Origin of the sequence: Enterobacter sp. E1, from assembly GCF_016809815.1 — a bacterium.
Classification (GTDB): domain Bacteria; phylum Pseudomonadota; class Gammaproteobacteria; order Enterobacterales; family Enterobacteriaceae; genus Enterobacter; species Enterobacter adelaidei.
Genome location: NZ_JAFBJM010000008.1, coordinates 111,775 through 135,310, shown reverse-complemented (window position 1 = coordinate 135,310; position 23,536 = coordinate 111,775). Strand labels below are relative to the sequence as shown.

Here is a 23,536-nt window from a genome sequence, read left to right as displayed (position 1 = left end):
TGTCAGCTCTTTATTTCATTACGCAAGATTTTCGAAGTATGCCTCCAACGCCTCCAGCTGTTCGCTGGCATCCTCTATGGCGTTGAATGTGCGCCGAAACTGGTCATCTGGAGCGTGCTCCTGGAGATACCAGGAGACGTGTTTACGCGCAATTCGGTACCCTTTTGCCTGACCGTAGTGGTCATGCAGTTCCCGAACATGCGAACAAAGCAAGCGCTTAACCTCTGCCAGAGGCAGCGGGGCAAGCAGCTCCCCAGTGTCCAGATAATGCTGGATTTCCCGGAAGATCCAGGGTCTTCCCTGAGCTGCACGTCCTATCATCAGAGCATCAGCTCCCGTATAGTCGAGTACAGCCCTGGCTTTAAGCGGGTCAGTTATGTCGCCATTCGCGATAATCGGAATGGAAACTTTCTGCTTAACTGCCCGAATGCTGTCGTATTCAGCTTCACCATTGAACAAACAGGCGCGAGTGCGTCCATGAATGGTCAGGGCCTGAATGCCACAGTCTTCGGCCAGTTGGGCAATCTCTACACAGTTACGGTGTTCCGGCGACCAACCCGTGCGAATCTTCAACGTAACAGGAACGTCCACTGCGCTGACAACCGCCGTCAGGATAGATTTCACCTGGTCGGGGTATTGCAGAAGGGCTGAACCTGCAAGCTTGCGATTCACTTTTTTGGCCGGGCAACCCATATTGATATCAATAATCTGGGCACCACTTTCCACGTTAATACGCGCGGCATCTGCCATCTCTTCAGGCACGCTTCCGGCAATTTGCACGGTGCGGATACCTGGTTCATCAATGTGCACCATCCGAAGGCGGGATTTATCGCTTTCCCATACCTGCGGGTTAGACGACATCATCTCGGATACGGTTAAACCGGCTCCCATCTCATAGCACAGCGTCCTGAACGGCCGGTCGGTAATACCTGCCATAGGGGCTGCGATCAGGCGATTTCTAAGCTGGTGGTGTCCGATGCGCATGAGTTAAGAAATGACCATACTGTGACTGCAAGGCGGCGTATATTACGCATTTTTCGCACGAGATGAAAGGCCAAACTTTGAACAATCCTCTGTTGTAGATCAAGGAATCGCCGCTCAATCGCTCTGTTAAAAATTATTCACCATGTAAATCATTGTGTTATGCGATAATGCTTGTTTTATGTACGCTTACAATTTCCCGTAACTTCTCATCATTTCTGAATAAATGCCTCGCTGAAGCGGGATAATCTGCTGTTTTTAGCAACAGTTTTACCGCCATCTTTGAGATCTGGCTCTCATTTTAGGACAAGATATTCAGAGAAGAGGGAGGCGGTTTTATGCAGCAAAACGAGATAAGGCGTGGCCTGATGACCACGCCCAGGGCTTATTTTTTACGGCCGGTAATACGACACCACTCTTCTTTCTCCACCACCGGGTCGAGCGCAAAGAGATCGGCATAGGCTTCGCAAACGCTATCCGCCTGGCTTGCCAGGATACCCGAAAGTCCAAGCAGACCGCCCTCAACGGGCAGCACGCTGATTAACGGAGCCAGTTCGCGTAATGGGCCTGCCAGAATGTTTGCGACCACCACATCGGCTTTCATGGCTTCTGGCTGCGCATCCGGCAGATACAGTTCCAGACGATCGGAGACACCGTTGCGTTCGGCGTTATCACGGCTGGCCTGAATGGCCTGCGGATCGATATCGATCCCGATGGCTTTTGCTGCACCCAGTTTCAGTGCCGCAATGGCCAGGATCCCGGATCCGCAACCGAAGTCGATCACCGTCTTGCCGTCCAGATCCAGACCATCCAGCCACTGCAGGCACAGGGAGGTAGTTGGGTGAGTGCCGGTACCAAATGCCAGGCCCGGATCGAGCATCACGTTAACCGCGTTCTCATCCGGAACGTCGCGCCAGCTTGGGCAGATCCACAGACGTTTGCCGAACTGCATAGGGTGGAAGTTATCCATCCACTCGCGTTCCCAGTCTTTGTCTTCCAGCTGTTCGATTTTGTGCACAAAACCCACGCCGAGCAGAGGATGGTTTTCCAGAATTGCGACGACCTCTTTCATGTCGGTTTCGGCATCAAACAGGCCAATAACGTCGGTATCACCCCACAGGCGGGTTTCGCCCGGCAGTGGCTCGAAGACAGGCGTGTCATGCGTGTCCTGGAAGGTGATGGAAACCGAGCCGGCCTCCATCAACGCATCGCTCAGCTCTTCGGCGTTTGCGCCAGTTGTATTCAGTTTTAGTTGGATCCACGGCATGGCAAAACTCTTTATTTATCAGTAGAAATCATAGCGGGTTGTGGGACGGGCTGACCAAAACGGTTCCCCACCACAAACGCCAGTAAACTTAGCAGTAACGAAGGCACAATCGGATGGAAGCCCAGGTACTGAATCTTAAACGTTGCGAGGACGGCATACAGCACACCGCCGACAATCATGCCGCTCAGCGCGCCCGCAGCATTTGCTCGCTCCCAGTAGAGCCCTAACACCAGCGGCCACAGGAATACGGCTTCAAGCCCACCAAATGCCAGCAGGTTCAGCCAGATGATCATCTCAGGCGGACGCCATGCGGCGAGCATCATCAGAATGCCGAGCACCAGCGTGGTCCAGGTTGAGATGCGTTTCAGCTTCTGCTCATTATGCATTTTAGCCGGACGCGCGCTAAGCCACAGATCTTTGATGATGGTGGCGGAAGCCTGAAGCAGGTGCGCGTTAACGTTGGACATGATCGCTGCCATCGGTGCCGCAAGGAACAACCCGGCGGCCCACGGCGGCAGAACCTGTACCATCAGCGTTGGGATCACCTGATCCGGCACGGTCAGGTGAGGTAATACGGCCCGTCCGAGCGCGCCCGCCAGATGCATACCCAGCATCAGAAGGGCGACAACGACGGTACCAATCACAATCCCCCGATGAACGGCTTTGCTGTCTTTATAGGAGATACAGCGCACGGCGGTGTGCGGCAAACCGATCACGCCAAAGCAGACCAGCACCCAGAAGGAGGTCATAAACGCGGGTGTCAGAATATCATCAGCACCGTGGGGGCTGACCAGTTTCGGGTCAATCTGCTCAAGCGTTTCTACCGCATTGTGTAAACCGCCTGCCGCGTAGATGACGCCAACCAGCAGCACCAGAGTGCCTATCAACATCACCATGCCCTGCATCGTGTCGTTCAGCACGCTGGCGCGGAAACCGCCAAACGCGGTGTACAGCGCAATCGTGATCCCGAAGATGAGCAAGCCAGTCTCGTACTTGATACCCGCTGCCGTTTCCAGCAGGCGCGCGCCGCCAATAAACTGAACGGCAATGGCGCCAACGAAGGCGACAATCAGGCTGATACTGGCAATCCAGACCACCGCGCGGCTTTGATAACGAGCCTGCAGCATGTCGTTCAGCGTTATGGCGTTATAGCGACGGGCAAGGATGGCAAATTTTTTGCCCAGAACGCCCAGCGACAACCAGATGGTGGGCACCTGAATCATGGCCAGTAATACCCAGCCCAGGCCATATTTGTATGCGGCTCCTGGCCCGCCGATAAACGAACTGGCGCTCACGTAAGTCGCGGTCAGCGTCATCGCCAGCACAAACCCGCCCATCGAACGGCTGCCGAGGAAATATTCGCTCAGAAACGATCCGGTACTGCGTTTGCGCATGGCATAGAAAGAGAGGCCAAACACGACGATCAAATAGACAACCAGCACGGTGATGATTTCAGTTTGCATCACTATCCTCCAGCGGGAAATCGCGGAAGATAAAGCGCACCATAAACCAACTGAGGAGAATGAAAACCAGTGGTACCAGCAGGCACGCCATTTCAAACCAGTGCGGCAGGCCGGTAATACCTGCTGTTGAATCTGGTAAGTAAGCGGTTACTAACCATGCTGCGAGATAAAGAAGGGTCAGCCACAGCGCCCAGCGCGCTTCTTTATGGGCCTGAACAAAACGTTTGTCCATTTTTTGTCCCTTGTGGATGAAGAAAGCGGGGATTGTACATGATGAGGCTTTCCAGGCCCCAGAAATAAAAAAGGCCGGATAATCCGGCCTTTTCGCAAAGATGCTGTATTACTTCTCGTTCAGACCGAGTTTCTTCTCCAGATAGTGGATGTTGGTTCCACCATTCTGGAAGTGCTCGTCGCTCATGATGCGCATCTGCAGATCAACGTTGGTTTTGATACCGTCGATGATCAGCTCCTGCAGGGCATTTTTCATGCGGGCAATCGCCACGTCACGGTTTTCGCCGTAGCAGATAAGCTTGCCGATCATTGAGTCATAGTACGGCGGTACGGTGTAACCAGCGTAGATATGTGACTCCCAGCGTACACCAAAGCCACCCGGCGCGTGGAAACGCGTGATTTTACCCGGGCTTGGCAGGAAGGTGTTCGGGTCTTCGGCGTTGATACGGCATTCTACCGCATGGCCTTTCACCACAACTTCTTCCTGCTTGATGGACAGCGGCTGGCCTGCAGCGATACGCAGCTGTTCTTTGATCAGGTCAACGCCGGTGATCATTTCGGTAACCGGGTGTTCAACCTGAATACGGGTGTTCATCTCAATGAAGTAGAACTCGCCGTTTTCGAACAGGAACTCGAAGGTACCTGCACCGCGATAGCCGATATCGACACACGCCTTGGAGCAACGCTCGCCGATGTAGCGACGCAGTTCCGGGGTAATACCCGGCGCGGGTGCTTCTTCAACCACTTTCTGGTGACGACGCTGCATGGAACAGTCACGTTCTGCCAGATAGATTGCGTTACCCTGACCGTCAGCCAGCACCTGAATTTCGATGTGACGTGGGTTTTCGAGGTATTTTTCCATGTACACCATGTCGTTGCTGAAAGCGGCTTTCGCTTCAGCTTTGGTCATGGAGATGGACTGAGCCAGTTCAGCGTCGCTGCGCACAACGCGCATACCGCGACCGCCGCCGCCGCCGGACGCCTTGATGATCACCGGGTAGCCAATGCGTTTAGCATGAGCACGGTTAGCATCCATATCGTCGGTCAGAGGGCCGTCAGAACCTGGTACGGTTGGAACACCGGCTTTTTTCATTGCGGTGATGGCAGACACTTTGTCGCCCATCAGGCGAATGGTGTCAGCTTTCGGGCCGATGAAGATAAAGCCAGAGCGTTCAACCTGCTCAGCAAAGTTGGCATTCTCAGAGAGGAAGCCGTAACCCGGATGAATTGCCACCGCGCCGGTGATTTCAGCGGCGCTGATGATAGCCGGGATGTTCAGATAGCTTTTTACGGACGGAGCCGGGCCAATACAGACCGTCTCATCCGCCAGCAATACGTGTTTTAAATCGCGATCCGCGCTTGAGTGCACAGCGACAGTCTTGATGCCCAGTTCTTTACAGGCACGAAGAATACGCAGTGCGATCTCGCCGCGGTTGGCGATAACAATTTTATCCAGCATGTTCGCCTCGTTACTCGATGACGACCAGCGGCTCGTCAAATTCAACCGGCTGACCACTTTCGACCAGAATCGCTTTCACAGTACCTGATTTGTCTGCTTCGATCTGGTTCATCATTTTCATCGCTTCAACGATGCACAGGGTATCGCCTACGTTGACTTTCTGACCCACTTCGATGAACGCCTTCGCGTCCGGGCTCGGGGTGCGGTAGAAAGTACCAACCATTGGGGAACGTACGATGTGACCACTGATTTCTGCTGCAGCGGCAGGTGCGGCTTCAGCTGCTGGCGCAACGGCTGCGGAGAGCACAGGCTGCTGCACTGGCGCAGCATAAGCTTGCTGCATTACCGGGAAGCTAGCGGCTGGTGCTGCACGGCTGATGCGTACAGACTCTTCGCCTTCAGAAATTTCCAGTTCGGAGATGCCTGATTCTTCAACCAGCTCGATCAGTTTTTTAATCTTACGAATATCCATGAGTGGGTTCCGTACTCTTGTTTAGTTTGATTGTGACAAGCGTTTTACCGCTGTCTGTAAAGCGTATGAATAGCCGTCAGCACCCAGTCCGCAGATAACGCCGGCAGCGATATCCGACAGATACGAATGGTGGCGGAACGGCTCTCGGGCGTGCACGTTACTCAGGTGGATCTCGATAAACGGGATACTCACCGCGAGCAGTGCGTCGCGGATAGCAACACTGGTGTGCGTAAACGCGGCCGGATTGATCAGGATATAGTCCACATTGTCTTTAGCCTGATGAATACGGTCGATGAGTGCGTACTCCGCGTTTGACTGAAAATGATCCAAATCCACATTGAGCGACGCTGCTTCCGTTCCCAGACGGTTAACAATTTCACCCAATGTCAGCGTGCCGTACTTCTCTGGCTCGCGGGTACCGAGCATGTTCAGGTTCGGTCCGTTTAAAACTAAGATATGGAATTTATCAGCCATTGTGCTGCTATCTCCTGCGATTTTCCGGTAAAAAACAAAATATACCTTCGAAACGCAATTGTCACCTTTTCAGAGGCCTAAACCTGCTGTCAGGGGAACCAAAGTCGCACATTATAACGATTTCGTAGCATTTGGCAGCTAAATACTGGTCTTATCAGGGAAGATTATCAACCGCTATCCGAAAAAGATTTGCGGTTGACGGGTAATCTGCGGGAAAACGCACAGTTTCGCGAACTATCGCAACCACTGGCGGAACTTCTTGTAACGCCATGCTAAAAGCGCCACGGCCGCCAGCGCATACAGGATTGGCTGGGGCGAGAGGATCTTCACCGACCATAGATAATGAATGGGTGCGAGGATCGCGACAAGATAGACGAAGTTGTGCAGAAGTTGCCAGCGCCTGCCCAGTTTTCGCTGTGCATACTGCGTGGATGTCAGTGCTAGCGCCAGTAAAACCAGCCAGCTCACGATACCCAGCGTCAGATAAGGACGCGTCACCAGTTCACGGCCAAGCAGTGTCAGATTGTTAATTCCCAGTTCCAGTAGGGCGTAGCTGGTGAGATGCAGCGTCGCCCAGGCAAAACACCATAGCCCCAAAAGCCGACGAGTTCGTATCAATAATGGCTGTTTAGCGTAGCGCGCCAGCGGCGAGACGAGCAAGGTTGCCAGCAAGAATTTCAGAGCCATCCTACCCGTAAAGTGCTGGATATCCTTTGCCGGGTCGGCACTAAAGAGTCCCTGGCTGACGGCCCAGAACAGCCAGATGAAAGGAAGCAACCCGGCTAAGTGGAGCAGCACTTTCAGCCAGGTTATCTGCTTTGCCGTTAAACGCACTCAGAAGTTCTCCCGTAAATTGAGACCACGGTAAAGTGAAGCCACTTCATCCGCATAACCGTTAAACAGCAGCGTCGGTTGGCGCTTCACGTCCAGCGCACCGCCGGAACCGATAAAACGCTCGGTTGCCTGCGACCAGCGTGGATGATCCACATGCGGGTTCACATTGGCGAAGAAACCGTATTCGCCCGGTGCGGCCAGATTCCAGGTGGTTGGCGGACGTTCGCGGGTGAGCTTAATGCTGACAATAGATTTAATCCCTTTGAAACCATATTTCCACGGTACGGTTAAACGAATGGGGGCACCGTTTTGCGGTGGAAGCGCTTTGCCGTAAACGCCAACGGTCAGCAGGGTAAGCGGATGCATCGCTTCGTCGAGGCGTAACCCTTCTACATAAGGATAATCAAGCCCGCCGCCGATAAACCGGTCTTTCTGCCCAGGCATCTCGTCAGGAGCATAACGCGTCTGGAAAGCGACATATTTTGCGTTGCTGGTGGGCTCCGCCATTGCCAGCAGTTTATGCAGCGGGAAGCCGATCCACGGCACCACCATCGACCAGGCTTCCACACACCGCATGCGGTAGATACGCTCTTCGAGCGGGAAGCGGGTGGTGAGTTCGTGATGGTCCAGCGTCAGGGGTTTTGCCACTTCACCTTCAATTTTCAACGTCCACGGATCGGTTTTGAGGCTTCCCGCATTGGCGGCAGGATCGGCCTTGTCGAGGCCGAATTCGTAGAAGTTGTTATAGCCGGTGACTTTATCTTCCGGTGTGAGCGTCAACGTGTTTTGCCACTGGGCCGGTTTGGTAAAGGTGAGTGGTGCGCCGGAAGGGGCTTTCGGCCTGTCGTTGCCTTTAAACCAGTCGAGCAGGTCGGCGTGTGCCGTTGGGGAAAGCGTCAGTGCGGTAGCGCTGATACCGAGCATTTTCAGGATCTGGCGGCGCTGTAACATAAAGACAGATTCAGACGTTACGTCGGCTTCCGTCAGTTTTCTATTTTTCATGGCATCCTCCGTCATGCGTTTTTCTAAGCATGACGGAGGAGAAGGATTCGCGCGAATATGTCACGAAAATTTGAAGATTAGGCAATTTTCACCAGCGCGCGACCGTGGAACTGGTTGTCCATGATCTTACTGGCATATTCCGGTGCCTGGCTGAGGCTAATTTCCGTTGCGCTCTGGGTATAGAAGGATTCAGGCAGATCGCGCACCAGGCGTTCCCAGGCTTCATGACGACGGGCCGCTGGCGTCATCACGGAATCGATCCCCTGCAGGCGAACGTTACGCAATATGAATGGCATCACCGTCGTTGGCAGGGCAAATCCTCCTGCCAGACCGCAAGCTGCAACGCAGCCGCCATAATTCATCTGCGCCAGCACTTTCGCCAACACTTTGTCACCGACGGTATCCACCGCCCCTGCCCAGACCTGTTTTTCCAGTGGGCGGGTTTCGGCAAACTCGTCGCGGCCAAGTATGCGGTTAGCGCCGAGCTGGCGCAGGTAATCGTGGGTGCTTTCACGACCAGAAACAGCGGCGACCTGATAACCCAGTTTGTGCAGCAGCGTGACTGCTGTGCTACCCACGCCACCGCTGGCGCCGGTCACGACAATTTCACCCGATTCCGGGCGGATGCCCGCATCTTCCAGCGCCATCACGCACAGCATGGCGGTAAAGCCTGCCGTACCAATGATCATTGCTTTGCGGCCATCCATCCCCTTCGGCATGGGGACCAGCCAGTCACCCTTAACACGCGCCTGCGTTGCCAGACCACCCCAGTGGTTTTCACCTACGCCCCAGCCGGTGAGCAATACCTGCTGGCCGGTATGGAAACGCGGATCTTCGCTGGTATGAACCCGACCAGCAAAATCAATACCGGGTACCATAGGGAAATTTCGGATGATTTTCCCTTTGCCGGTGATAGCCAGTGCATCTTTATAATTTAAACTGGACCAGTCGATGTCGACGGTGACTTCGCCTTCCGGTAAGCGACTCTTTTCAACGGGTTGCACTGAGGCAAGCGTTTTGCCGTCCTGCTGTTCTAAGATCAAAGCCTGCATACGGGGTCCTCATGACTCGGATGATTGGAAAATAATTTCTGAAGACTATACTCGCTCAGGGAAAAGCAATGTCGATTTAACGCAATAAATTGCCAGTTACAGCCGATTTGATAGTATGCCGCATTTGAAATGCAAGTTAGCGCTTACTCGCTACCCCATCAACCTACGGAGTAATCTCAAGGATGCGATTAACGACGAAGTTCTCAGCTTTTATCACCTTGCTGACGGGGCTTACCATTTTTGTCACGCTGCTTGGCTGCTCTCTGAGCTTTTATAACGCCATTCAGGACAAGCTGGTCAACCGGGTCCAGGCTGTTGCTTCGGTGATTGATGTTCGTCTGCTGACGACGCCGCTGCCGGCACTTTCCCGTGAACTGGATGAGTTGATGGCACCTGTTGATATTGTTCAGATAGACATTCAGCAGGGAAAGCATCGGGTTTTTAGCCATATACGGCAGGAAAGTTATCGGCCGGCAGGTGTGGTGAGCCAGTATCGGGAAGTGACTGTGCACTCGCTTAAAAATCCTGGGATGACCCTGCACATGGTCTACCTTGATCCGATGGCCAGTTATTTCCGCTCCATGATGACCACTGCGCCTCTCACCGTTGCTGTTGCGTTTATCGTCCTGCTTATTTTTCTTGCTGTCCGCTGGCTGCGCCGCCAGCTCTCCGGTCAGGAACTGCTGGAGGTGCGCTCCGTGCGGATCCTTAACGGTGAACGCGGTCCGCAGGTGCGTGGTTCAGTCCATGAATGGCCTGCACGCGCCAGTAGCGCGCTGGATACGCTGCTCTCAGAAATCCAGTTCGCCAGTGACCAGCGCAGCCGTATGGATACGCTGATCCGCTCTTATGCCGCCCAGGATAATAAAACCGGCCTTAACAACCGCCTGTTCTTTGACAACCAACTGGCCACGTTGCTTGAGGACCCGGAAAAGGTGGGGACGCACGGGGTGGTAATGATGGTTCGCCTGCCTGACTTCGATCTCCTGCGCGACACCTGGGGACAGCGGGTTGCGGAAGAAAATCTCTTTACGCTAATCAACCTGCTCTCCACCTTTATTATGCGTTACCCGGGGGCACTGCTGGCCCGATATCACCGCAGCGATTTTGCCGTATTGTTGCCGCATCGCACGTTGAAGGAGTCGGAAAGCATCGCCAGCCAGCTGCTGAAGGCGGTGGATGCGCTGCCGCAGAGCAAAATGCTCGACAGGGACGATATGGTGCATATGGGGATCTGTGCCTGGCGCGGCGGGCAATCAACAGAACAAGTGATGGAACACGCGGAAGCGGCGACCCGCAACGCCGTGTTACAAGGGGCGAACGGATGGGCGGTTTATGACGACTCGCTGCCGGAAAAAGGGCGTGGCAATGTGCGCTGGCGAACGCTGATCGAGCAAATGCTCAGCCGCGGCGGGCCACGTATTTATCAAAAACCTGCAGTCATGAAAAACGGTCATGTCCATCACCGTGAATTGATGTGCCGTATTTTTGACGGCACAGAAGAAGTCATCTCTGCGGAATATCTGCCGATGGTACTGCAATTTGGGCTATCCGAAGAGTATGACCGGCAGCAAATTAGCCGCTTGATTCCTTTTTTATCCTTCTGGCCTGAAGAAACCCTGGCATTACAGGTCACCGTAGAGTCGTTAATACGCCCACGTTTTCAGCGCTGGCTGCGTGATACATTAATGCAATGCGAAAAATCGCAACGCAAACATATTATTTTTGAACTTGCTGAGGCGGATGTAGGTCAACACATCAGCCGGTTGCGCCCGGTGGTACGTTTGATCAATGCGCTCGGCTCGCGTGTAGCCGTTACGCATGCCGGGTTAACGCTGGTCAGTACTAACTGGATCAAAGAGCTGGATGTGGAGTTATTAAAGCTACATCCGGGGTTGGTGAGGAATATTGAGAAGCGCACGGAAAACCAGCTGCTGGTACAGAGTCTGGTTGAAGCGTGCAAGGGAACGCGAACGCAAGTTTTTGCCACAGGTGTGCGCTCCAGAGGCGAATGGCAGATGTTAACAGAGCGCGGTGTTACCGGTGGTCAGGGGGATTTTTTTGCCGCCTCTCAGCCGCTTGACACCAACGTGAAAAAATATTTGCAAAGATACTCTGTTTGACCTGCCGTTTACGCTGTTTTCACGTAGAATATCGCGCCTGTAGCTTTGAGTATGTCGAGCAAAAAGCCAGTGAACGACCTTTAACGGGTTACAAATGTCAGTGAGGGACGCTGCTGTTGACTCAGTCCTGAGGGAATCAGGGATCAATTTTGTAACATCAGGAAACGTACTGCACAAATTTTCACCGTTGCAGATGATTTTTGCGCCTTGTCGCTGCTGCGTGTGGTTGGTAAAGTAAGCGGATTTTGTTTTCCGCCCCAGCTTTCAGGATTATCCCTTAGTATGTTGAAAAAATTTCGTGGCATGTTTTCCAATGACCTGTCCATTGACCTGGGTACCGCGAATACCCTTATTTATGTAAAAGGACAAGGCATCGTATTGAATGAGCCTTCTGTTGTGGCCATTCGTCAGGATCGTGCAGGCTCGCCGAAAAGCGTCGCTGCAGTGGGTCATGACGCGAAGCAGATGCTGGGTCGTACCCCTGGCAACATCGCCGCCATTCGCCCAATGAAAGACGGCGTTATCGCTGACTTCTTCGTGACTGAAAAAATGCTTCAGCACTTCATCAAGCAGGTTCACAGCAACAGCTTCATGCGCCCAAGCCCGCGTGTTCTGGTATGTGTGCCGGTTGGCGCAACCCAGGTTGAGCGTCGCGCAATCCGTGAATCTGCCCAGGGTGCAGGTGCTCGTGAAGTGTTCCTGATTGAAGAGCCAATGGCTGCGGCAATTGGTGCAGGTCTGCCTGTGTCTGAAGCAACGGGTTCAATGGTGGTGGATATCGGTGGTGGTACCACTGAAGTCGCCGTTATCTCTCTGAACGGTGTGGTCTACTCCTCTTCTGTACGTATCGGTGGTGACCGCTTCGATGAAGCCATCATTAATTATGTGCGCCGTAACTACGGCTCTCTGATCGGTGAAGCCACTGCAGAGCGTATCAAACACGAAATCGGCTCTGCGTATCCGGGCGATGAAGTGCGTGAGATTGAAGTACGCGGCCGTAACCTGGCGGAAGGTGTTCCACGTGGCTTCACCCTGAACTCCAACGAAATTCTGGAAGCACTGCAGGAACCGCTGACCGGCATCGTAAGCGCGGTAATGGTTGCGCTGGAACAGTGCCCGCCAGAACTGGCGTCCGATATCTCCGAGCGCGGTATGGTTCTGACCGGTGGTGGTGCGCTGCTGCGTAACCTCGACCGCCTGTTAATGGAAGAGACAGGTATTCCTGTCGTAGTTGCAGAAGATCCACTGACTTGCGTCGCCCGTGGTGGTGGCAAGGCGCTGGAAATGATCGACATGCACGGCGGCGACTTGTTCAGCGAAGAGTAGTCATTGTGAAAGGGTAGCGCATCGCTACCCTTTCTCTCTGACGCGAGAATACGCATAGCCTATGAAGCCAATTTTTAGCCGTGGCCCATCGCTACAGTTTCGCCTCATTCTGGCGGTTCTGGTGGCGCTTGGGGTCATTATTGCCGATAGCCGCCTCGGTACGTTCAGTCAGATCAGAACGTACATGGATACCGCCGTCAGTCCTTTCTACTTTGTATCAAATGGTCCCCGTGAACTACTCGACTCCGTTTCTCAAACGCTGTCTTCGCGTGACCAACTCGAACTCGAAAACCGGGCGCTACGCCAGGAACTGCTGCTGAAAAACAGCGAGCTGCTGATGCTGGGGCAATACAAGCAGGAAAACGCGCGTCTGCGTGAACTGCTCGGCTCGCCGCTGCGTCAGGATGAGCAGAAGATGGTGACGCAGGTGATCTCCACCGTAAACGATCCTTACAGCGATCAGGTTGTGATCGACAAAGGTAGCGTGAACGGTGTGTATGAAGGTCAGCCAGTCATCAGTGATAAAGGCGTTGTGGGCCAGGTTGTTGCCGTGGCCAAACTGACCAGCCGCGTTCTGCTGATTTGCGATGCTACCCATGCGCTGCCGATTCAGGTCCTGCGTAATGACATTCGCGTGATCGCCGCCGGTAACGGTTGTACGGACGATCTGCAATTGGAACACCTGCCAGCGAACACGGATATCCGTGTCGGTGACGTTCTGGTGACCTCCGGTCTGGGTGGACGTTTCCCTGAAGGCTATCCGGTTGCGGTGGTCTCTTCGGTGAAGCTCGATACTCAGCGTGCCTATACCGTGATTCAGGCGCGTCCAACCGCAGGTTTACAGCGTCTGCGCTATCTGCTGCTGCTGTGGGGCGCCGATCGTAATGGTGCTAATCCGATGACGCCTGAAGAGGTGCATCGTGTGGCGAATGAGCGTCTGATGCAGATGATGCCGCAGGTTCTCCCGCCTGCGGATTCCATGGGGCCGCCTGCGCCAGTCCCGGCGCCAGCAACAGGATTAACGCAGCCGCTGCCGGATGCGCCACCACCGCCTAAACTCTCTTCGGGAGGGCAGTAGTGGCAAGTTATCGTAGCCAGGGACGCTGGGTCATCTGGCTCTCGTTTCTCATTGCGCTGTTACTGCAGGTTATGCCCTGGCCGGATGACATTCTTGTTTTCCGGCCAAACTGGGTGTTACTCATTTTGCTCTACTGGATCCTTGCCCTGCCGCATCGCGTAAATGTCGGAACAGGTTTTGTGATGGGTGCCATACTGGATCTCATTAGTGGCTCTACGCTTGGCGTGCGCGCGTTGTCCATGAGCATTATTGCGTACCTCGTCGCACTTAAATTCCAGCTCTTTCGTAACCTCGCGCTCTGGCAACAGGCCCTGGTGGTGATGTTGTTGTCGCTTGCTGCGGATATTGTTGTTTTCTGGGCAGAGTTTTTAGTGATCAACGTCTCTTTCCGACCGGAAGTGTTCTGGAGTAGTGTAGTAAACGGTGTGCTCTGGCCGTGGTTATTCCTGCTGATGCGTAAGATTCGCCAGCAGTTTGCCGTGCAATAAAAGGTTTCTATGACGTCTTTGTATCTCGCTTCTGGCTCCCCGCGCCGTCAGGAACTCCTGACGCAGTTAGGGGTATCTTTTGAACGCATCGTGACCGGCATTGAAGAAAAACGTGCTGAGGGCGAAAGTGCTCAACAGTACGTGTCTCGCCTTGCGCGCGAGAAAGCGCAGGCTGGCGTAGCCAGTGTGCCACGTGACCTTCCGGTGCTGGGGGCAGATACCATCGTTATTCTTAACGGTGAAGTGCTTGAGAAACCGCGCGACGCCGATCATGCGGCGCGTATGCTGCGCAAAATGTCCGGGCAAACGCATCAGGTGATGACGGCCGTCGCACTGGCAGACAGCCAGAACGTGCTGGATTGCCTGGTCGTGACGGATGTGACATTCAGAGTACTTACCGACGACGAGATCACCGCTTACATTGCCAGCGGTGAACCGATGGATAAGGCAGGTGCATACGGTATTCAGGGGCTGGGTGGCTGTTTTGTCAGGAAGATTAATGGCAGCTATCACGCCGTAGTCGGCTTACCGCTGGTGGAAACGTATGAGTTGCTGAGCAATTTTAACTCACTGCGTGAGGGAAGGGATAATTATGACGGCTGAATTGTTGGTAAACGTAACGCCATCGGAAACCCGTGTGGCCTACATTGATGGTGGCATTCTTCAGGAAATTCATATTGAGCGTGAAGCGCGACGCGGAATAGTAGGCAATATCTACAAAGGTCGTGTCAGTCGTGTACTACCGGGTATGCAGGCGGCTTTTGTAGATATTGGACTGGATAAGGCGGCATTTTTACATGCCTCCGATATCATGCCGCACACCGAGTGCGTTGCAGGTGAAGAGCAAAAGCAATTTGCCGTCCGCGATATTTCTGAACTGGTGCGTCAGGGTCAGGATCTGATGGTACAGGTGGTGAAAGATCCCCTCGGCACCAAAGGTGCCCGTCTGACCACCGACATCACTTTACCTTCCCGTTATCTGGTCTTTATGCCCGGCGCATCGCACGTGGGCGTTTCGCAGCGTATTGAGAGTGAAACCGAGCGCGAGCGTCTGAAGAAAGTGGTCAGCGCTTACTGCGATGAACAGGGTGGGTTTATCATCCGTACCGCAGCGGAAGGGATCAGCGAAGAAGACCTGGCGTCTGATGCGGCTTACCTGAAGCGCGTCTGGACCAAGGTGATGGAGCGTAAAAAACGCAACCAGACCCGCTACCAGCTCTATGGTGAGCTGGCGCTTGCTCAACGTGTTCTGCGTGATTTTGCCGATGCACAGCTCGACCGTATTCGCGTGGATTCCCGCCTGACCTATGAAGCCCTGCTGGAGTTTACCGCTGAATATATCCCCGAGATGCCTGGCCTGCTGGAGCATTACACTGGGCGTCAGCCGATCTTCGATCTCTATGATGTCGAAAACGAGATCCAGCGTGCGCTTGAGCGCAAGGTTGAACTGAAGTCTGGTGGGTATCTGATCATCGATCAGACCGAAGCGATGACCACCGTTGATATCAATACCGGGGCGTTTGTTGGTCACCGTAACCTGGATGACACTATCTTCAATACCAACATCGAAGCGACGCAGGCGATTGCGCGCCAGCTTCGTCTGCGCAACCTGGGCGGCATTATCATCATCGACTTTATCGATATGAGTAATGAAGACCATCGCCGCCGCGTGCTGCACTCGCTGGAGCAGGCGCTGAGTAAAGATCGTGTGAAAACCAGCATCAACGGCTTCTCGCAGCTCGGGCTGGTGGAAATGACGCGTAAGCGTACCCGTGAAAGCGTTGAACATGTACTGTGTAATGAATGTCCAACCTGCCATGGACGCGGAACGGTAAAGACGGTTGAGACCGTCTGCTACGAAATCATGCGCGAAGTCGTGCGTGTTCATCATGCCTACGACTCCGATCGTTTTCTGGTCTATGCTTCCCCTGCGGTGGCTGAAGCGTTGAAAGGCGAAGAGTCGCACGCGCTGGCGGAAGTGGAAATCTTTGTCGGCAAACAGGTAAAAGTACAAATTGAACCGCTCTATAACCAGGAGCAGTTTGACGTCGTGATGATGTAAGCGCAGTACGCTGCGTGACGAATGCTGACAAGGAGAGATGCGTGAGGCGATTGCCGGGGATTTTATTGCTTACAGGGGCAACGCTGGTCGTGATTGTCGCGTTGCTCGTGAGCGGGCTACGCCTCGTATTACCGCATCTGGACAGCTGGCGTCCGCAGCTGCTGGCGAAAATCGAATCCACTACCGGGGTGCCGGTGGATGTAAGCCAGATCAGTGCTAACTGGCAGAATTTTGGCCCGACACTCGATGTCCGGGATATCAACGCCAGCCTGAAAGATGGCGGCTACCTGAAAATCAAACGCGTGACCCTGGCGCTGGACGTCTGGCAAAGCCTGCTGCATCTTCGCTGGCAGTTTCGCGATCTCACCTTTTATCAACTCCAGTTTTTGACCAATACGCCGCTGTCGGGTGGTGACAGTAGCCAGGGTCTTGAAGCCAACCGTTTCAGCGATCTCTTCCTGCGTCAGTTCGATCATTTCGATCTTCGTGACAGCGAAGTGAGCTTTATTACCCTTTCTGGCCAGCGCGCTGAACTGGCGATCCCCCAGTTGACCTGGTTGAATGGCAAGGATCGACACCGCGCCGAGGGGCAGGTGAATCTCTCCAGTCTGAACGGTCAGCACGGCGTGATGCAGGTACGCATGGATCTGCGAGACGACGATGGCTTGCTCAACAACGGCAAGGTATGGCTTCAGGCCGACGATGTGGATGTAAAACCGTGGCTGGGAGACTGGCTTCAGCAAAATATGCAGCTGGAAACCGCCCGTTTCAGCCTTGAAGGCTGGATGACCCTGACGAAAGGCGAATTTGCCAGCGGTGATATCTGGTTGAAGCAGGGGGGAGCGAGCTGGAAGGGAGAAAAACAGCAGCATCAGCTTTCCGTTGATAACCTCACCGCGCACGTGACGCAGGAGAAAGGGGGCTGGCAGTTTGCCATTCCAGACACGCGCATCACCATGGACAACAAACCGTGGCCGCGCGGCGCGCTGACGCTTGCCTGGATGCCTGAGCAGGATGTCGGCGGTGTGGAAAGTAAACGCAGCGATGAGTTGCGTATTCGCGCCAGTAACCTGGATTTGGCCGCAATAGAAGGCCTGCGCTCAATGGCGACGAAGCTCTCTTCAGATCTCGGGGAAATCTGGCTGGCCACGCAGCCGAGCGGAAAGATCGATACGCTGGCGCTGGATATTCCGCTCCAGGCGACGGAAAAAACCCGTTTTCAGGCAACCTGGAAAGATCTTGCCTGGAAGCAGTGGAAGTTACTGCCGGGCGCGGAGCACTTTAGCGGCAAGCTGGAAGGCAGCGTAGAAAACGGCAGGCTGACGGTCGATATGCATGACGCCAAAATGCCTTACGAGACGGTCTTCCGCGCGCCACTGGAAATTGAACAAGGCAGTGCGGTACTTAACTGGCTCAATAACGATAAGGGCTTCCAGCTTGATGGCCGCCATATCGACGTAAAAGCCAAAGCCGTGCATGCGCGCGGTGATTTTCGCTATCTGCAACCAGAAGGTGATGAGCCATGGTTGGGTATTCTGGCCGGGATCAGTACCAACGATGGTTCTCAGGCCTGGCGCTATTTCCCGGAAAACCTGATGGGGAAAGCGCTTGTGGACTATCTGAGCGGCGCGATCCAGGGCGGACAGGCGGAGAACGCCACGCTGGTCTATGGCGGTAACCCGCATCTTTTCCCGTACAAACATAATGAAGGTCAGTTCCAGGTCCTGGTGCCGTTGCACAACGCCACCTTTGCGTTCCAGCCGGGCTGGCCCGCGCTGAAAAACCTGGATATCGAACTTAACTTCCTCAATGACGGATTATGGATGAAGTCAGACAGCGTCGCGCTGGGCGGTGTGACGGCCAGCAATCTGACGGCAAACATCCCGGATTATTCAAAAGAGAAACTGCTGATTGATGCCGACATCAACGGCCCGGGCAAAGCCGTAGGTCCGTATTTTGAGGAGACGCCGTTGAAAGAGTCGCTGGCGGCGACGCTTCAGCAACTGCAGCTTGATGGCGATGTGAATGCTCGCTTACATCTCGATATCCCGCTGGACGGTGAGATGACCACCGCCAAAGGTGATGTCCGTCTGAAGAATAACAGCCTGTATATCAAACCTCTTGAAAGTACGCTGAAAAATCTCAGTGGGCAGTTCAGCTTTGTGAACGGTAACCTGAAGAGCGAGCCGCTCACTGCCAGCTGGTTTAATCAGCCCGTAAATATCGACTTTACGACCACCGAGGGTGAAAAGGCGTATCAGGTGGCTGTCAATCTCGACGGTAACTGGCAGCCAGCGCGTATGGATGTCCTGCCGAGACCGATTGAAGGGTCAGTGGATGGCTCGGCATCCTGGAAGGGGAACGTGGCAATCGAACTGCCTTATCACGCTGGCGCACATTATAAGGTCGACATTACGGGAGACCTGAAAAACCTTCATAGTCAGCTACCTGCGCCGCTGGAGAAACAGGCCGGACTGCCGCTGCCAGTAAAGCTTAACGTCGATGGTAACCTGAACAGCTTCGAGCTGACCGGAAGCGCGGGCGGGACAAACCACTTCAACAGCCGCTGGCTGCTCAACCGCAAACTCACTCTCGACAAAGCCATCTGGACAACTGATAGCCGCTCGACACCGCCGCTGCCGGAACAGACTGGCATTGAGCTGAATCTCCCGCCTTTGGACGGTGCTGAGTGGCTGGCGCTGTTCCAGAAAGGTGTTGGACAAAACGTTGATGAAACCGCTCAGTTCCCGCAGACCATTACCGTACGCACGCCGTCACTAATGCTGGGGGGACAGCAGTGGAACAACCTGAGTATTGTCTCTCAGCCAACGCCTAACGGCACGAAAGTCGAGGCTCAGGGCAGAGAGATCAATGGCGCACTGACCATGCGCAATCATGCGCCGTGGCAGGCGGCGATCCGCTATCTCTACTACAACCCGGCAAGCACCACGATCGGGAAAGATAAACCGGCAGAGACGTCACCGCTGAGTAAAACCGCTCGCGTCGATTTTAACGGCTGGCCCGATCTCCAGTTGCGCTGTGCTGAATGCTGGCTGTGGGGGCAAAAATATGGCCGTATCGACGGTGATTTCGCTATTCAGGGAAATACGCTCACGCTCACCGGTGGCCTGGTCGATACCGGTTTTGGACGCATGACGGCCGCAGGCGAATGGGTGAATAACCCGGGCGAGCAGCGTACCTCCCTGAAGGGTGACATTAAAGGCAACAAGCTGGATGCCGCGGCCAATTTCTTTGGCATTACCACGCCGCTTCGCGGTTCGTCATTTGATGTTGATTACGATCTTCACTGGCGTGCCGCGCCGTGGACGCCGGATGAAGCCTCGCTCAATGGCATTCTGAAAACCCGCTTCGGTAAAGGTGAAATCGCCGACGTGAGCACGGGGCGCGCCGGGCAGATCCTGCGTCTGCTGAGTTTTGATGCGCTGCTGCGCAAGCTGCGCTTCGATTTCAGTGACACATTCAGCGAAGGTTTCTACTACGATTCCATTCGCAGCACGGCGTGGATCAAGGATGGCGTTCTGCATACGGACGACACGCTGGTGGACGGCCTGGAAGCGGATATCGCGATGAAAGGCTCGGTCAATCTCGTGCGTCGAGAGCTGGATATGGAAGCCGTGGTGGCACCGGAAATTTCCGCGAGCGTTGGCGTGGCAGCGGCCTTTGTGGTGAACCCGATTGTTGGTGCGGCGGTGTTTGCCGCCAGTAAAGTGCTGGGTCCGCTATGGAGCAAGGTTTCCATTCTGCGCTACCACATTACCGGCCCGGTAGATAAACCGCAGATTAATGAAGTGCTGCGCCAGCCGCGCAAAGAAGCACAGCAATGATTTGACGTGGGCAGGTAATTGCCTCACTCTCAATAAATACGATCTTTATACCGCCACAGGCGGCAACGAACGAGTAGCAATACGATGAGTCTGAACCTGGTAAGTGAACATTTGCTCGCAGCGAACGGCCTGAGCCATCAGGACCTGTTCTCCATTCTTGGTCAACTGACCGAACGCCGTCTCGACTACGGCGATCTCTATTTCCAGTCGAGCTATCACGAATCCTGGGTTTTAGAAGACAGCATCATCAAAGACGGCTCTTATAACATCGACCAGGGCGTCGGTGTCCGTGCCGTTAGCGGCGAGAAAACCGGTTTTGCTTATGCCGATCAGATTAGCCTGGCCGCGCTGGAGCAGAGTGCTCAGGCTGCGCGTACCATTGTGCGTGATACCGGCGATGGTCGTGTGAAAACGCTGGGTGAAGTGCAGCACTCTGCGCTCTATACCAGCATTGATCCGCTGCAGAGCATGAGCCGCGAAGAGAAGCTGGATATCCTGCGCCGCGTGGACAAAGTGGCGCGTGCTGCCGATAAGCGTGTGCAGGAAGTCTCTGCCAGCCTGAGCGGCGTCTATGAGCTGATTCTCGTTGCGGCGACGGACGGTACTCTGGCCGCGGATGTTCGTCCACTGGTCCGTCTCTCCATCAGCGTGCAGGTCGATGACGACGGCAAACGCGAGCGCGGCTCAAGCGGCGGTGGCGGCCGTTTCGGCTATGACTGGTTCCTGGGCGATGTTGACGGTGAAGCACGCGCTGACGCGTGGGCAAAAGAAGCCGTGCGCATGGCGCTGGTGAATCTGAATGCCGTCGCGGCGCCGGCGGGGACATTCCCGGTCGTTCTGGGGGCTGGCTGGCCGGGTGTTCTGCTGCACGAAGCGGTGGGCCACGGTCTGGAAGGTGACTTTAACCGTCGTGGTACATCCGTATTCAGCGGCCAGATGGGGCAGCTTGTCTCGTCTGAGCTTTGCACGGTGGTGGATGATGGAACCATGCGCGATCGCCGTGGCTCGGTGGCTATCGACGATGAAGGTACGCCTGGCCAATACAATGTGCTGATCGAAAACGGTGTGCTGAAAGGCTACATGCAGGACAAACTCAACGCGCGCCTGATGGGCGTAGCGCCAACGGGTAACGGCCGTCGTGAGTCCTATGCACATCTACCGATGCCGCGTATGACTAACACCTATATGCTGCCGGGCAAATCCACACCGCAGGAGATTATCGAATCCGTCGATTACGGCATCTTCGCGCCAAACTTTGGCGGCGGCCAGGTGGATATCACCTCCGGTAAATTTGTCTTCTCTACCTCAGAAGCGTACTTGATTGAGAAGGGTAAAGTGACCAAAGCGGTGAAAGGTGCGACGCTGATTGGCTCCGGTATTGAAGCCATGCAGCAGATTTCCATGGTCGGTAACGATCTGAAGCTGGATAACGGTGTGGGCGTCTGCGGTAAAGAGGGGCAGAGCCTGCCGGTTGGCGTAGGCCAGCCGACGCTGAAAGTCGACAATTTGACGGTGGGCGGCACTGCCTGATCTGACGATGCATAAAAAAATGGCGCTACAGAGGTAGCGCCTTTTTTTTAACGTAAGTTACCCAGCGGTATTTCCGGATCGGGCTCGTGCGTGATGCGGTTACGCAAATCACGACGAATGATTTCGATCGACCAGAACCAGACTAAATGACCCACGATTTCTGAGACGTGTTCGTACCATGGAAGTTCGAACAGCGGCGGTGTCAGACCCATCAGCGGGAAGGAGATCATGTGGACAAAAAGCTGGGCTAACGCACCCGCCAGCAAACCTTGCCAGAGTTTAATTTTCGGGAAGACTTCCGCAACTACACAATACCCTACGGCGAAGACGATTGAGAAAATAATATGTGTTACGCCGACCCAGTTAAATATATGTCCGGCGAATGTATAAACCGCCGCGTTAGGATCGACGACGCCCAGCCAGTCGCGTAAAAATACATAAGGCGGATTGAGAAAATTACGCGAGCAGTCAATCTGAGTTGCGGCTCTTATTAATTGCTCTGGTCCGCATGCGGCAGTGAATAAATCACCAGGGCTACGTGGTGGAAGTGGCACCTCCGCTCCCCATTTCACGAATGCAGAGACAATCCCTGCGATCAAACCAATGAACGCGGCGAGTCCATAGCGCCTGCGCGAAGGTGGTGTTTGTTCAAATATATTCATTTCTTTTCCTTGTTCAATGTCATCCTGCGGAATACATTTTATTATTCATATCAGTAACAAATTAATAACAGTCTGAGTGCCAGACTTCTAATAAGGTAAGGGGAGGGTAACGGAAGTGTCAATTAGCTATTACTGATAGTGGTGAGGGAATATTCCTGAATGAATGTGCATCTCATCCAGGACATATTCATATAATATATGCTTATCCGCGATAATCAATTATTCCTTACTTCTTCCTCGCATCCCCTGAAACAGTTCCGCCACGTCCACAAAATAGTCTGTCAGATAGTTAATACACACCTGCACCTTGAGTGGTAGCTTGTCTTTTTCTGTGTACAGGGCGTATACCGGGCGCGGATCGGACTGGTAGCGAGGGAACAGGATCTCCAGTACACCGCTGTTGATCTCGTTGATCACCCACATCAACGGCACGTAGGCGATCCCGGCTCCTGCCACTAACCAACGCGAAATGGTCATTGGATCGTTGGTGATAAACCGGCCTTCTGGCAGCAGTCTGGTGGAGAGCCCTTCCGGAGCAATCAGTTCAAATTCATTGTCGGGTCGAACGCTGTATTCCAGCCATGAGTGGTTGGTGAGATCGGCGGGTTTCTCAGGGACACCGTACTGCGCCAGATAGCTTTTCGAGGCGCAAACGACCATCGGCATACTGCCCAGCCTGCGCGAGAAAAGGCTGGAATCCTGCAATGCCCCAACGCGGATCACCACGTCCAGCCCGTCAGCAATCAGGTCCGGCGCAGGGATACCCGTCACCAGATTCACGGTTAATCCTGGATACTCTTTCAGCATGTCCGCTGTCATGGCAGCGAGGACATTTTGTGCCATAGTTGAAGAACAACCGATGCGCAGTGTGCCGATAGGTGTGTTGTTGAAAGCATAGAGTTGTTCGTGGACATCCTGCACTTCAAGCAGCATGCGGCGACAACCCTGATAGTAAATTTTACCCGCTTCTGTCAGCCCGATGCTGCGGGTACTGCGATTGAGCAGCTTGACCTGAAGCTCATCTTCCAGTTTGGACACCGTCTGGCTGATTGAAGAGACACTCATCTGAAGCTGGCGTGCAGCAGCGGTAAAAGAGCCCAGTTCAACCACTTTGGCGAAGACTGACATGCGTTTTAAACGTTCCATTGTTCACTCTGGCTTAAAAGTGATTTAGATCACATATTATA

20 protein-coding genes are annotated in these 23,536 nt (G+C 54.2%); 8 read left to right on the top strand and 12 right to left on the bottom strand.

The window, feature by feature from the left end:
* Positions 1 to 18 precede the first annotated feature (18 nt).
* The 10 genes from dusB to JGF26_RS18270 all read right to left on the bottom strand — a co-directional run bounded on the left by dusB (position 19) and on the right by JGF26_RS18270 (position 9,235).
* Positions 19 to 984: a tRNA dihydrouridine synthase DusB gene (gene dusB / locus JGF26_RS18315; RefSeq protein WP_014885445.1), complete on the bottom strand. Its 966-nt coding sequence runs from the start codon at positions 982 to 984 to the stop codon at positions 19 to 21.
* 382 nt (positions 985 to 1,366) lie between these two features.
* Positions 1,367 to 2,248 (bottom strand): 50S ribosomal protein L11 methyltransferase, encoded by an 882-nt coding sequence (prmA, locus tag JGF26_RS18310; RefSeq protein ID WP_028016986.1) that lies wholly within the window; start codon positions 2,246 to 2,248, stop codon positions 1,367 to 1,369.
* Positions 2,249 to 2,259: 11 nt separating this feature from the next.
* Entirely contained in the window at positions 2,260 to 3,711 is a 1,452-nt protein-coding gene (panF, locus tag JGF26_RS18305) for a sodium/pantothenate symporter (protein ID WP_028016987.1), read from the bottom strand.
* Positions 3,701 to 3,943, bottom strand: a complete 243-nt coding sequence (locus JGF26_RS18300; protein WP_134708497.1) for a YhdT family protein — start codon at positions 3,941 to 3,943, stop codon at positions 3,701 to 3,703. Before JGF26_RS18300 ends, panF begins: the two co-directional genes overlap by 11 nt.
* Positions 3,944 to 4,051: 108 nt before the next feature.
* Entirely contained in the window at positions 4,052 to 5,401 is a 1,350-nt protein-coding gene (accC, locus tag JGF26_RS18295; protein ID WP_023333644.1) for an acetyl-CoA carboxylase biotin carboxylase subunit, read from the bottom strand.
* A gap of 10 nt (positions 5,402 to 5,411) precedes the next feature.
* The gene (accB, locus tag JGF26_RS18290; RefSeq protein ID WP_134708498.1) at positions 5,412 to 5,873 is read right to left on the bottom strand and encodes an acetyl-CoA carboxylase biotin carboxyl carrier protein; all 462 of its coding nucleotides are present in this window, start codon (positions 5,871 to 5,873) and stop codon (positions 5,412 to 5,414) included.
* Positions 5,874 to 5,894: 21 nt separating this feature from the next.
* Positions 5,895 to 6,347: a type II 3-dehydroquinate dehydratase gene (aroQ, locus tag JGF26_RS18285; RefSeq protein WP_028016989.1), complete on the bottom strand. Its 453-nt coding sequence runs from the start codon at positions 6,345 to 6,347 to the stop codon at positions 5,895 to 5,897.
* A gap of 234 nt (positions 6,348 to 6,581) precedes the next feature.
* Positions 6,582 to 7,181 (bottom strand): protein-methionine-sulfoxide reductase heme-binding subunit MsrQ, encoded by a 600-nt coding sequence (gene msrQ, locus JGF26_RS18280; RefSeq protein WP_028016990.1) that lies wholly within the window; start codon positions 7,179 to 7,181, stop codon positions 6,582 to 6,584.
* A complete protein-coding gene (gene msrP, locus JGF26_RS18275; RefSeq protein ID WP_028016991.1) occupies positions 7,182 to 8,183 on the bottom strand; it encodes a protein-methionine-sulfoxide reductase catalytic subunit MsrP in 1,002 nt (333 codons plus the stop codon).
* A gap of 77 nt (positions 8,184 to 8,260) precedes the next feature.
* Entirely contained in the window at positions 8,261 to 9,235 is a 975-nt protein-coding gene (locus JGF26_RS18270) for an MDR family oxidoreductase (RefSeq protein ID WP_108091099.1), read from the bottom strand.
* Positions 9,236 to 9,417: 182 nt separating this feature from the next.
* Between JGF26_RS18270 and csrD the strand changes: the two genes are divergently transcribed.
* The 8 genes from csrD (at position 9,418) to tldD (ending at position 21,687) form a co-directional block, all read left to right on the top strand.
* Positions 9,418 to 11,358, top strand: coding sequence for an RNase E specificity factor CsrD (gene csrD / locus JGF26_RS18265; protein WP_049007545.1), 1,941 nt, complete (start codon positions 9,418 to 9,420; stop codon positions 11,356 to 11,358).
* Positions 11,359 to 11,640: 282 nt separating this feature from the next.
* The gene (mreB, locus tag JGF26_RS18260) at positions 11,641 to 12,684 is read left to right on the top strand and encodes a rod shape-determining protein MreB (RefSeq protein ID WP_000913396.1); all 1,044 of its coding nucleotides are present in this window, start codon (positions 11,641 to 11,643) and stop codon (positions 12,682 to 12,684) included.
* A gap of 61 nt (positions 12,685 to 12,745) precedes the next feature.
* Complete coding sequence (gene mreC, locus JGF26_RS18255) at positions 12,746 to 13,762, top strand: rod shape-determining protein MreC (RefSeq protein WP_023309400.1); 1,017 nt, start codon at positions 12,746 to 12,748, stop codon at positions 13,760 to 13,762.
* Positions 13,762 to 14,250, top strand: coding sequence for a rod shape-determining protein MreD (gene mreD / locus JGF26_RS18250; RefSeq protein ID WP_028016994.1), 489 nt, complete (start codon positions 13,762 to 13,764; stop codon positions 14,248 to 14,250). Before mreC ends, mreD begins: the two co-directional genes overlap by 1 nt.
* A gap of 9 nt (positions 14,251 to 14,259) precedes the next feature.
* A complete protein-coding gene (locus tag JGF26_RS18245) occupies positions 14,260 to 14,853 on the top strand; it encodes a nucleoside triphosphate pyrophosphatase (protein ID WP_028016995.1) in 594 nt (197 codons plus the stop codon).
* A complete protein-coding gene (rng, locus tag JGF26_RS18240) occupies positions 14,843 to 16,312 on the top strand; it encodes a ribonuclease G (protein ID WP_049007546.1) in 1,470 nt (489 codons plus the stop codon). Before JGF26_RS18245 ends, rng begins: the two co-directional genes overlap by 11 nt.
* Positions 16,313 to 16,353: 41 nt before the next feature.
* Positions 16,354 to 20,157, top strand: a complete 3,804-nt coding sequence (gene yhdP / locus JGF26_RS18235; RefSeq protein WP_134708499.1) for an AsmA2 domain-containing protein YhdP — start codon at positions 16,354 to 16,356, stop codon at positions 20,155 to 20,157.
* An 84-nt stretch (positions 20,158 to 20,241) separates the two neighbouring features.
* Positions 20,242 to 21,687, top strand: a complete 1,446-nt coding sequence (tldD, locus tag JGF26_RS18230; RefSeq protein ID WP_028016998.1) for a metalloprotease TldD — start codon at positions 20,242 to 20,244, stop codon at positions 21,685 to 21,687.
* A gap of 47 nt (positions 21,688 to 21,734) precedes the next feature.
* Here the strand turns inward: tldD and JGF26_RS18225 are convergent, their stop codons facing one another.
* Both JGF26_RS18225 and aaeR read right to left on the bottom strand, forming a co-directional pair.
* Positions 21,735 to 22,349: a YagU family protein gene (locus tag JGF26_RS18225; RefSeq protein ID WP_028016999.1), complete on the bottom strand. Its 615-nt coding sequence runs from the start codon at positions 22,347 to 22,349 to the stop codon at positions 21,735 to 21,737.
* Between the two features lie 219 nt (positions 22,350 to 22,568).
* Complete coding sequence (aaeR, locus tag JGF26_RS18220) at positions 22,569 to 23,495, bottom strand: HTH-type transcriptional activator AaeR (RefSeq protein WP_028017000.1); 927 nt, start codon at positions 23,493 to 23,495, stop codon at positions 22,569 to 22,571.
* Between the last annotated feature and the right edge of the window lie 41 nt (positions 23,496 to 23,536).

What these genes read in the sequence shown, in the direction of transcription:
- dusB (WP_014885445.1), bottom strand. Translation starts at nt 984, where the DNA reads ATGCGCATCGGACACCACCAGCTTAGAAATCGCCTGATCGCAGCCCCT.
- mreC (WP_023309400.1), top strand. Translation starts at nt 12,746, where the DNA reads ATGAAGCCAATTTTTAGCCGTGGCCCATCGCTACAGTTTCGCCTCATT.
- JGF26_RS18300 (WP_134708497.1), bottom strand. Translation starts at nt 3,943, where the DNA reads ATGGACAAACGTTTTGTTCAGGCCCATAAAGAAGCGCGCTGGGCGCTG.
- csrD (WP_049007545.1), top strand. Translation starts at nt 9,418, where the DNA reads ATGCGATTAACGACGAAGTTCTCAGCTTTTATCACCTTGCTGACGGGG.
- aaeR (WP_028017000.1), bottom strand. Translation starts at nt 23,495, where the DNA reads ATGGAACGTTTAAAACGCATGTCAGTCTTCGCCAAAGTGGTTGAACTG.
- aroQ (WP_028016989.1), bottom strand. Translation starts at nt 6,347, where the DNA reads ATGGCTGATAAATTCCATATCTTAGTTTTAAACGGACCGAACCTGAAC.
- JGF26_RS18225 (WP_028016999.1), bottom strand. Translation starts at nt 22,349, where the DNA reads ATGAATATATTTGAACAAACACCACCTTCGCGCAGGCGCTATGGACTC.
- accC (WP_023333644.1), bottom strand. Translation starts at nt 5,401, where the DNA reads ATGCTGGATAAAATTGTTATCGCCAACCGCGGCGAGATCGCACTGCGT.
- JGF26_RS18245 (WP_028016995.1), top strand. Translation starts at nt 14,260, where the DNA reads ATGACGTCTTTGTATCTCGCTTCTGGCTCCCCGCGCCGTCAGGAACTC.
- rng (WP_049007546.1), top strand. Translation starts at nt 14,843, where the DNA reads ATGACGGCTGAATTGTTGGTAAACGTAACGCCATCGGAAACCCGTGTG.
- panF (WP_028016987.1), bottom strand. Translation starts at nt 3,711, where the DNA reads ATGCAAACTGAAATCATCACCGTGCTGGTTGTCTATTTGATCGTCGTG.
- prmA (WP_028016986.1), bottom strand. Translation starts at nt 2,248, where the DNA reads ATGCCGTGGATCCAACTAAAACTGAATACAACTGGCGCAAACGCCGAA.
- tldD (WP_028016998.1), top strand. Translation starts at nt 20,242, where the DNA reads ATGAGTCTGAACCTGGTAAGTGAACATTTGCTCGCAGCGAACGGCCTG.
- accB (WP_134708498.1), bottom strand. Translation starts at nt 5,873, where the DNA reads ATGGATATTCGTAAGATTAAAAAACTGATCGAGCTGGTTGAAGAATCA.
- JGF26_RS18270 (WP_108091099.1), bottom strand. Translation starts at nt 9,235, where the DNA reads ATGCAGGCTTTGATCTTAGAACAGCAGGACGGCAAAACGCTTGCCTCA.
- mreB (WP_000913396.1), top strand. Translation starts at nt 11,641, where the DNA reads ATGTTGAAAAAATTTCGTGGCATGTTTTCCAATGACCTGTCCATTGAC.
- msrP (WP_028016991.1), bottom strand. Translation starts at nt 8,183, where the DNA reads ATGAAAAATAGAAAACTGACGGAAGCCGACGTAACGTCTGAATCTGTC.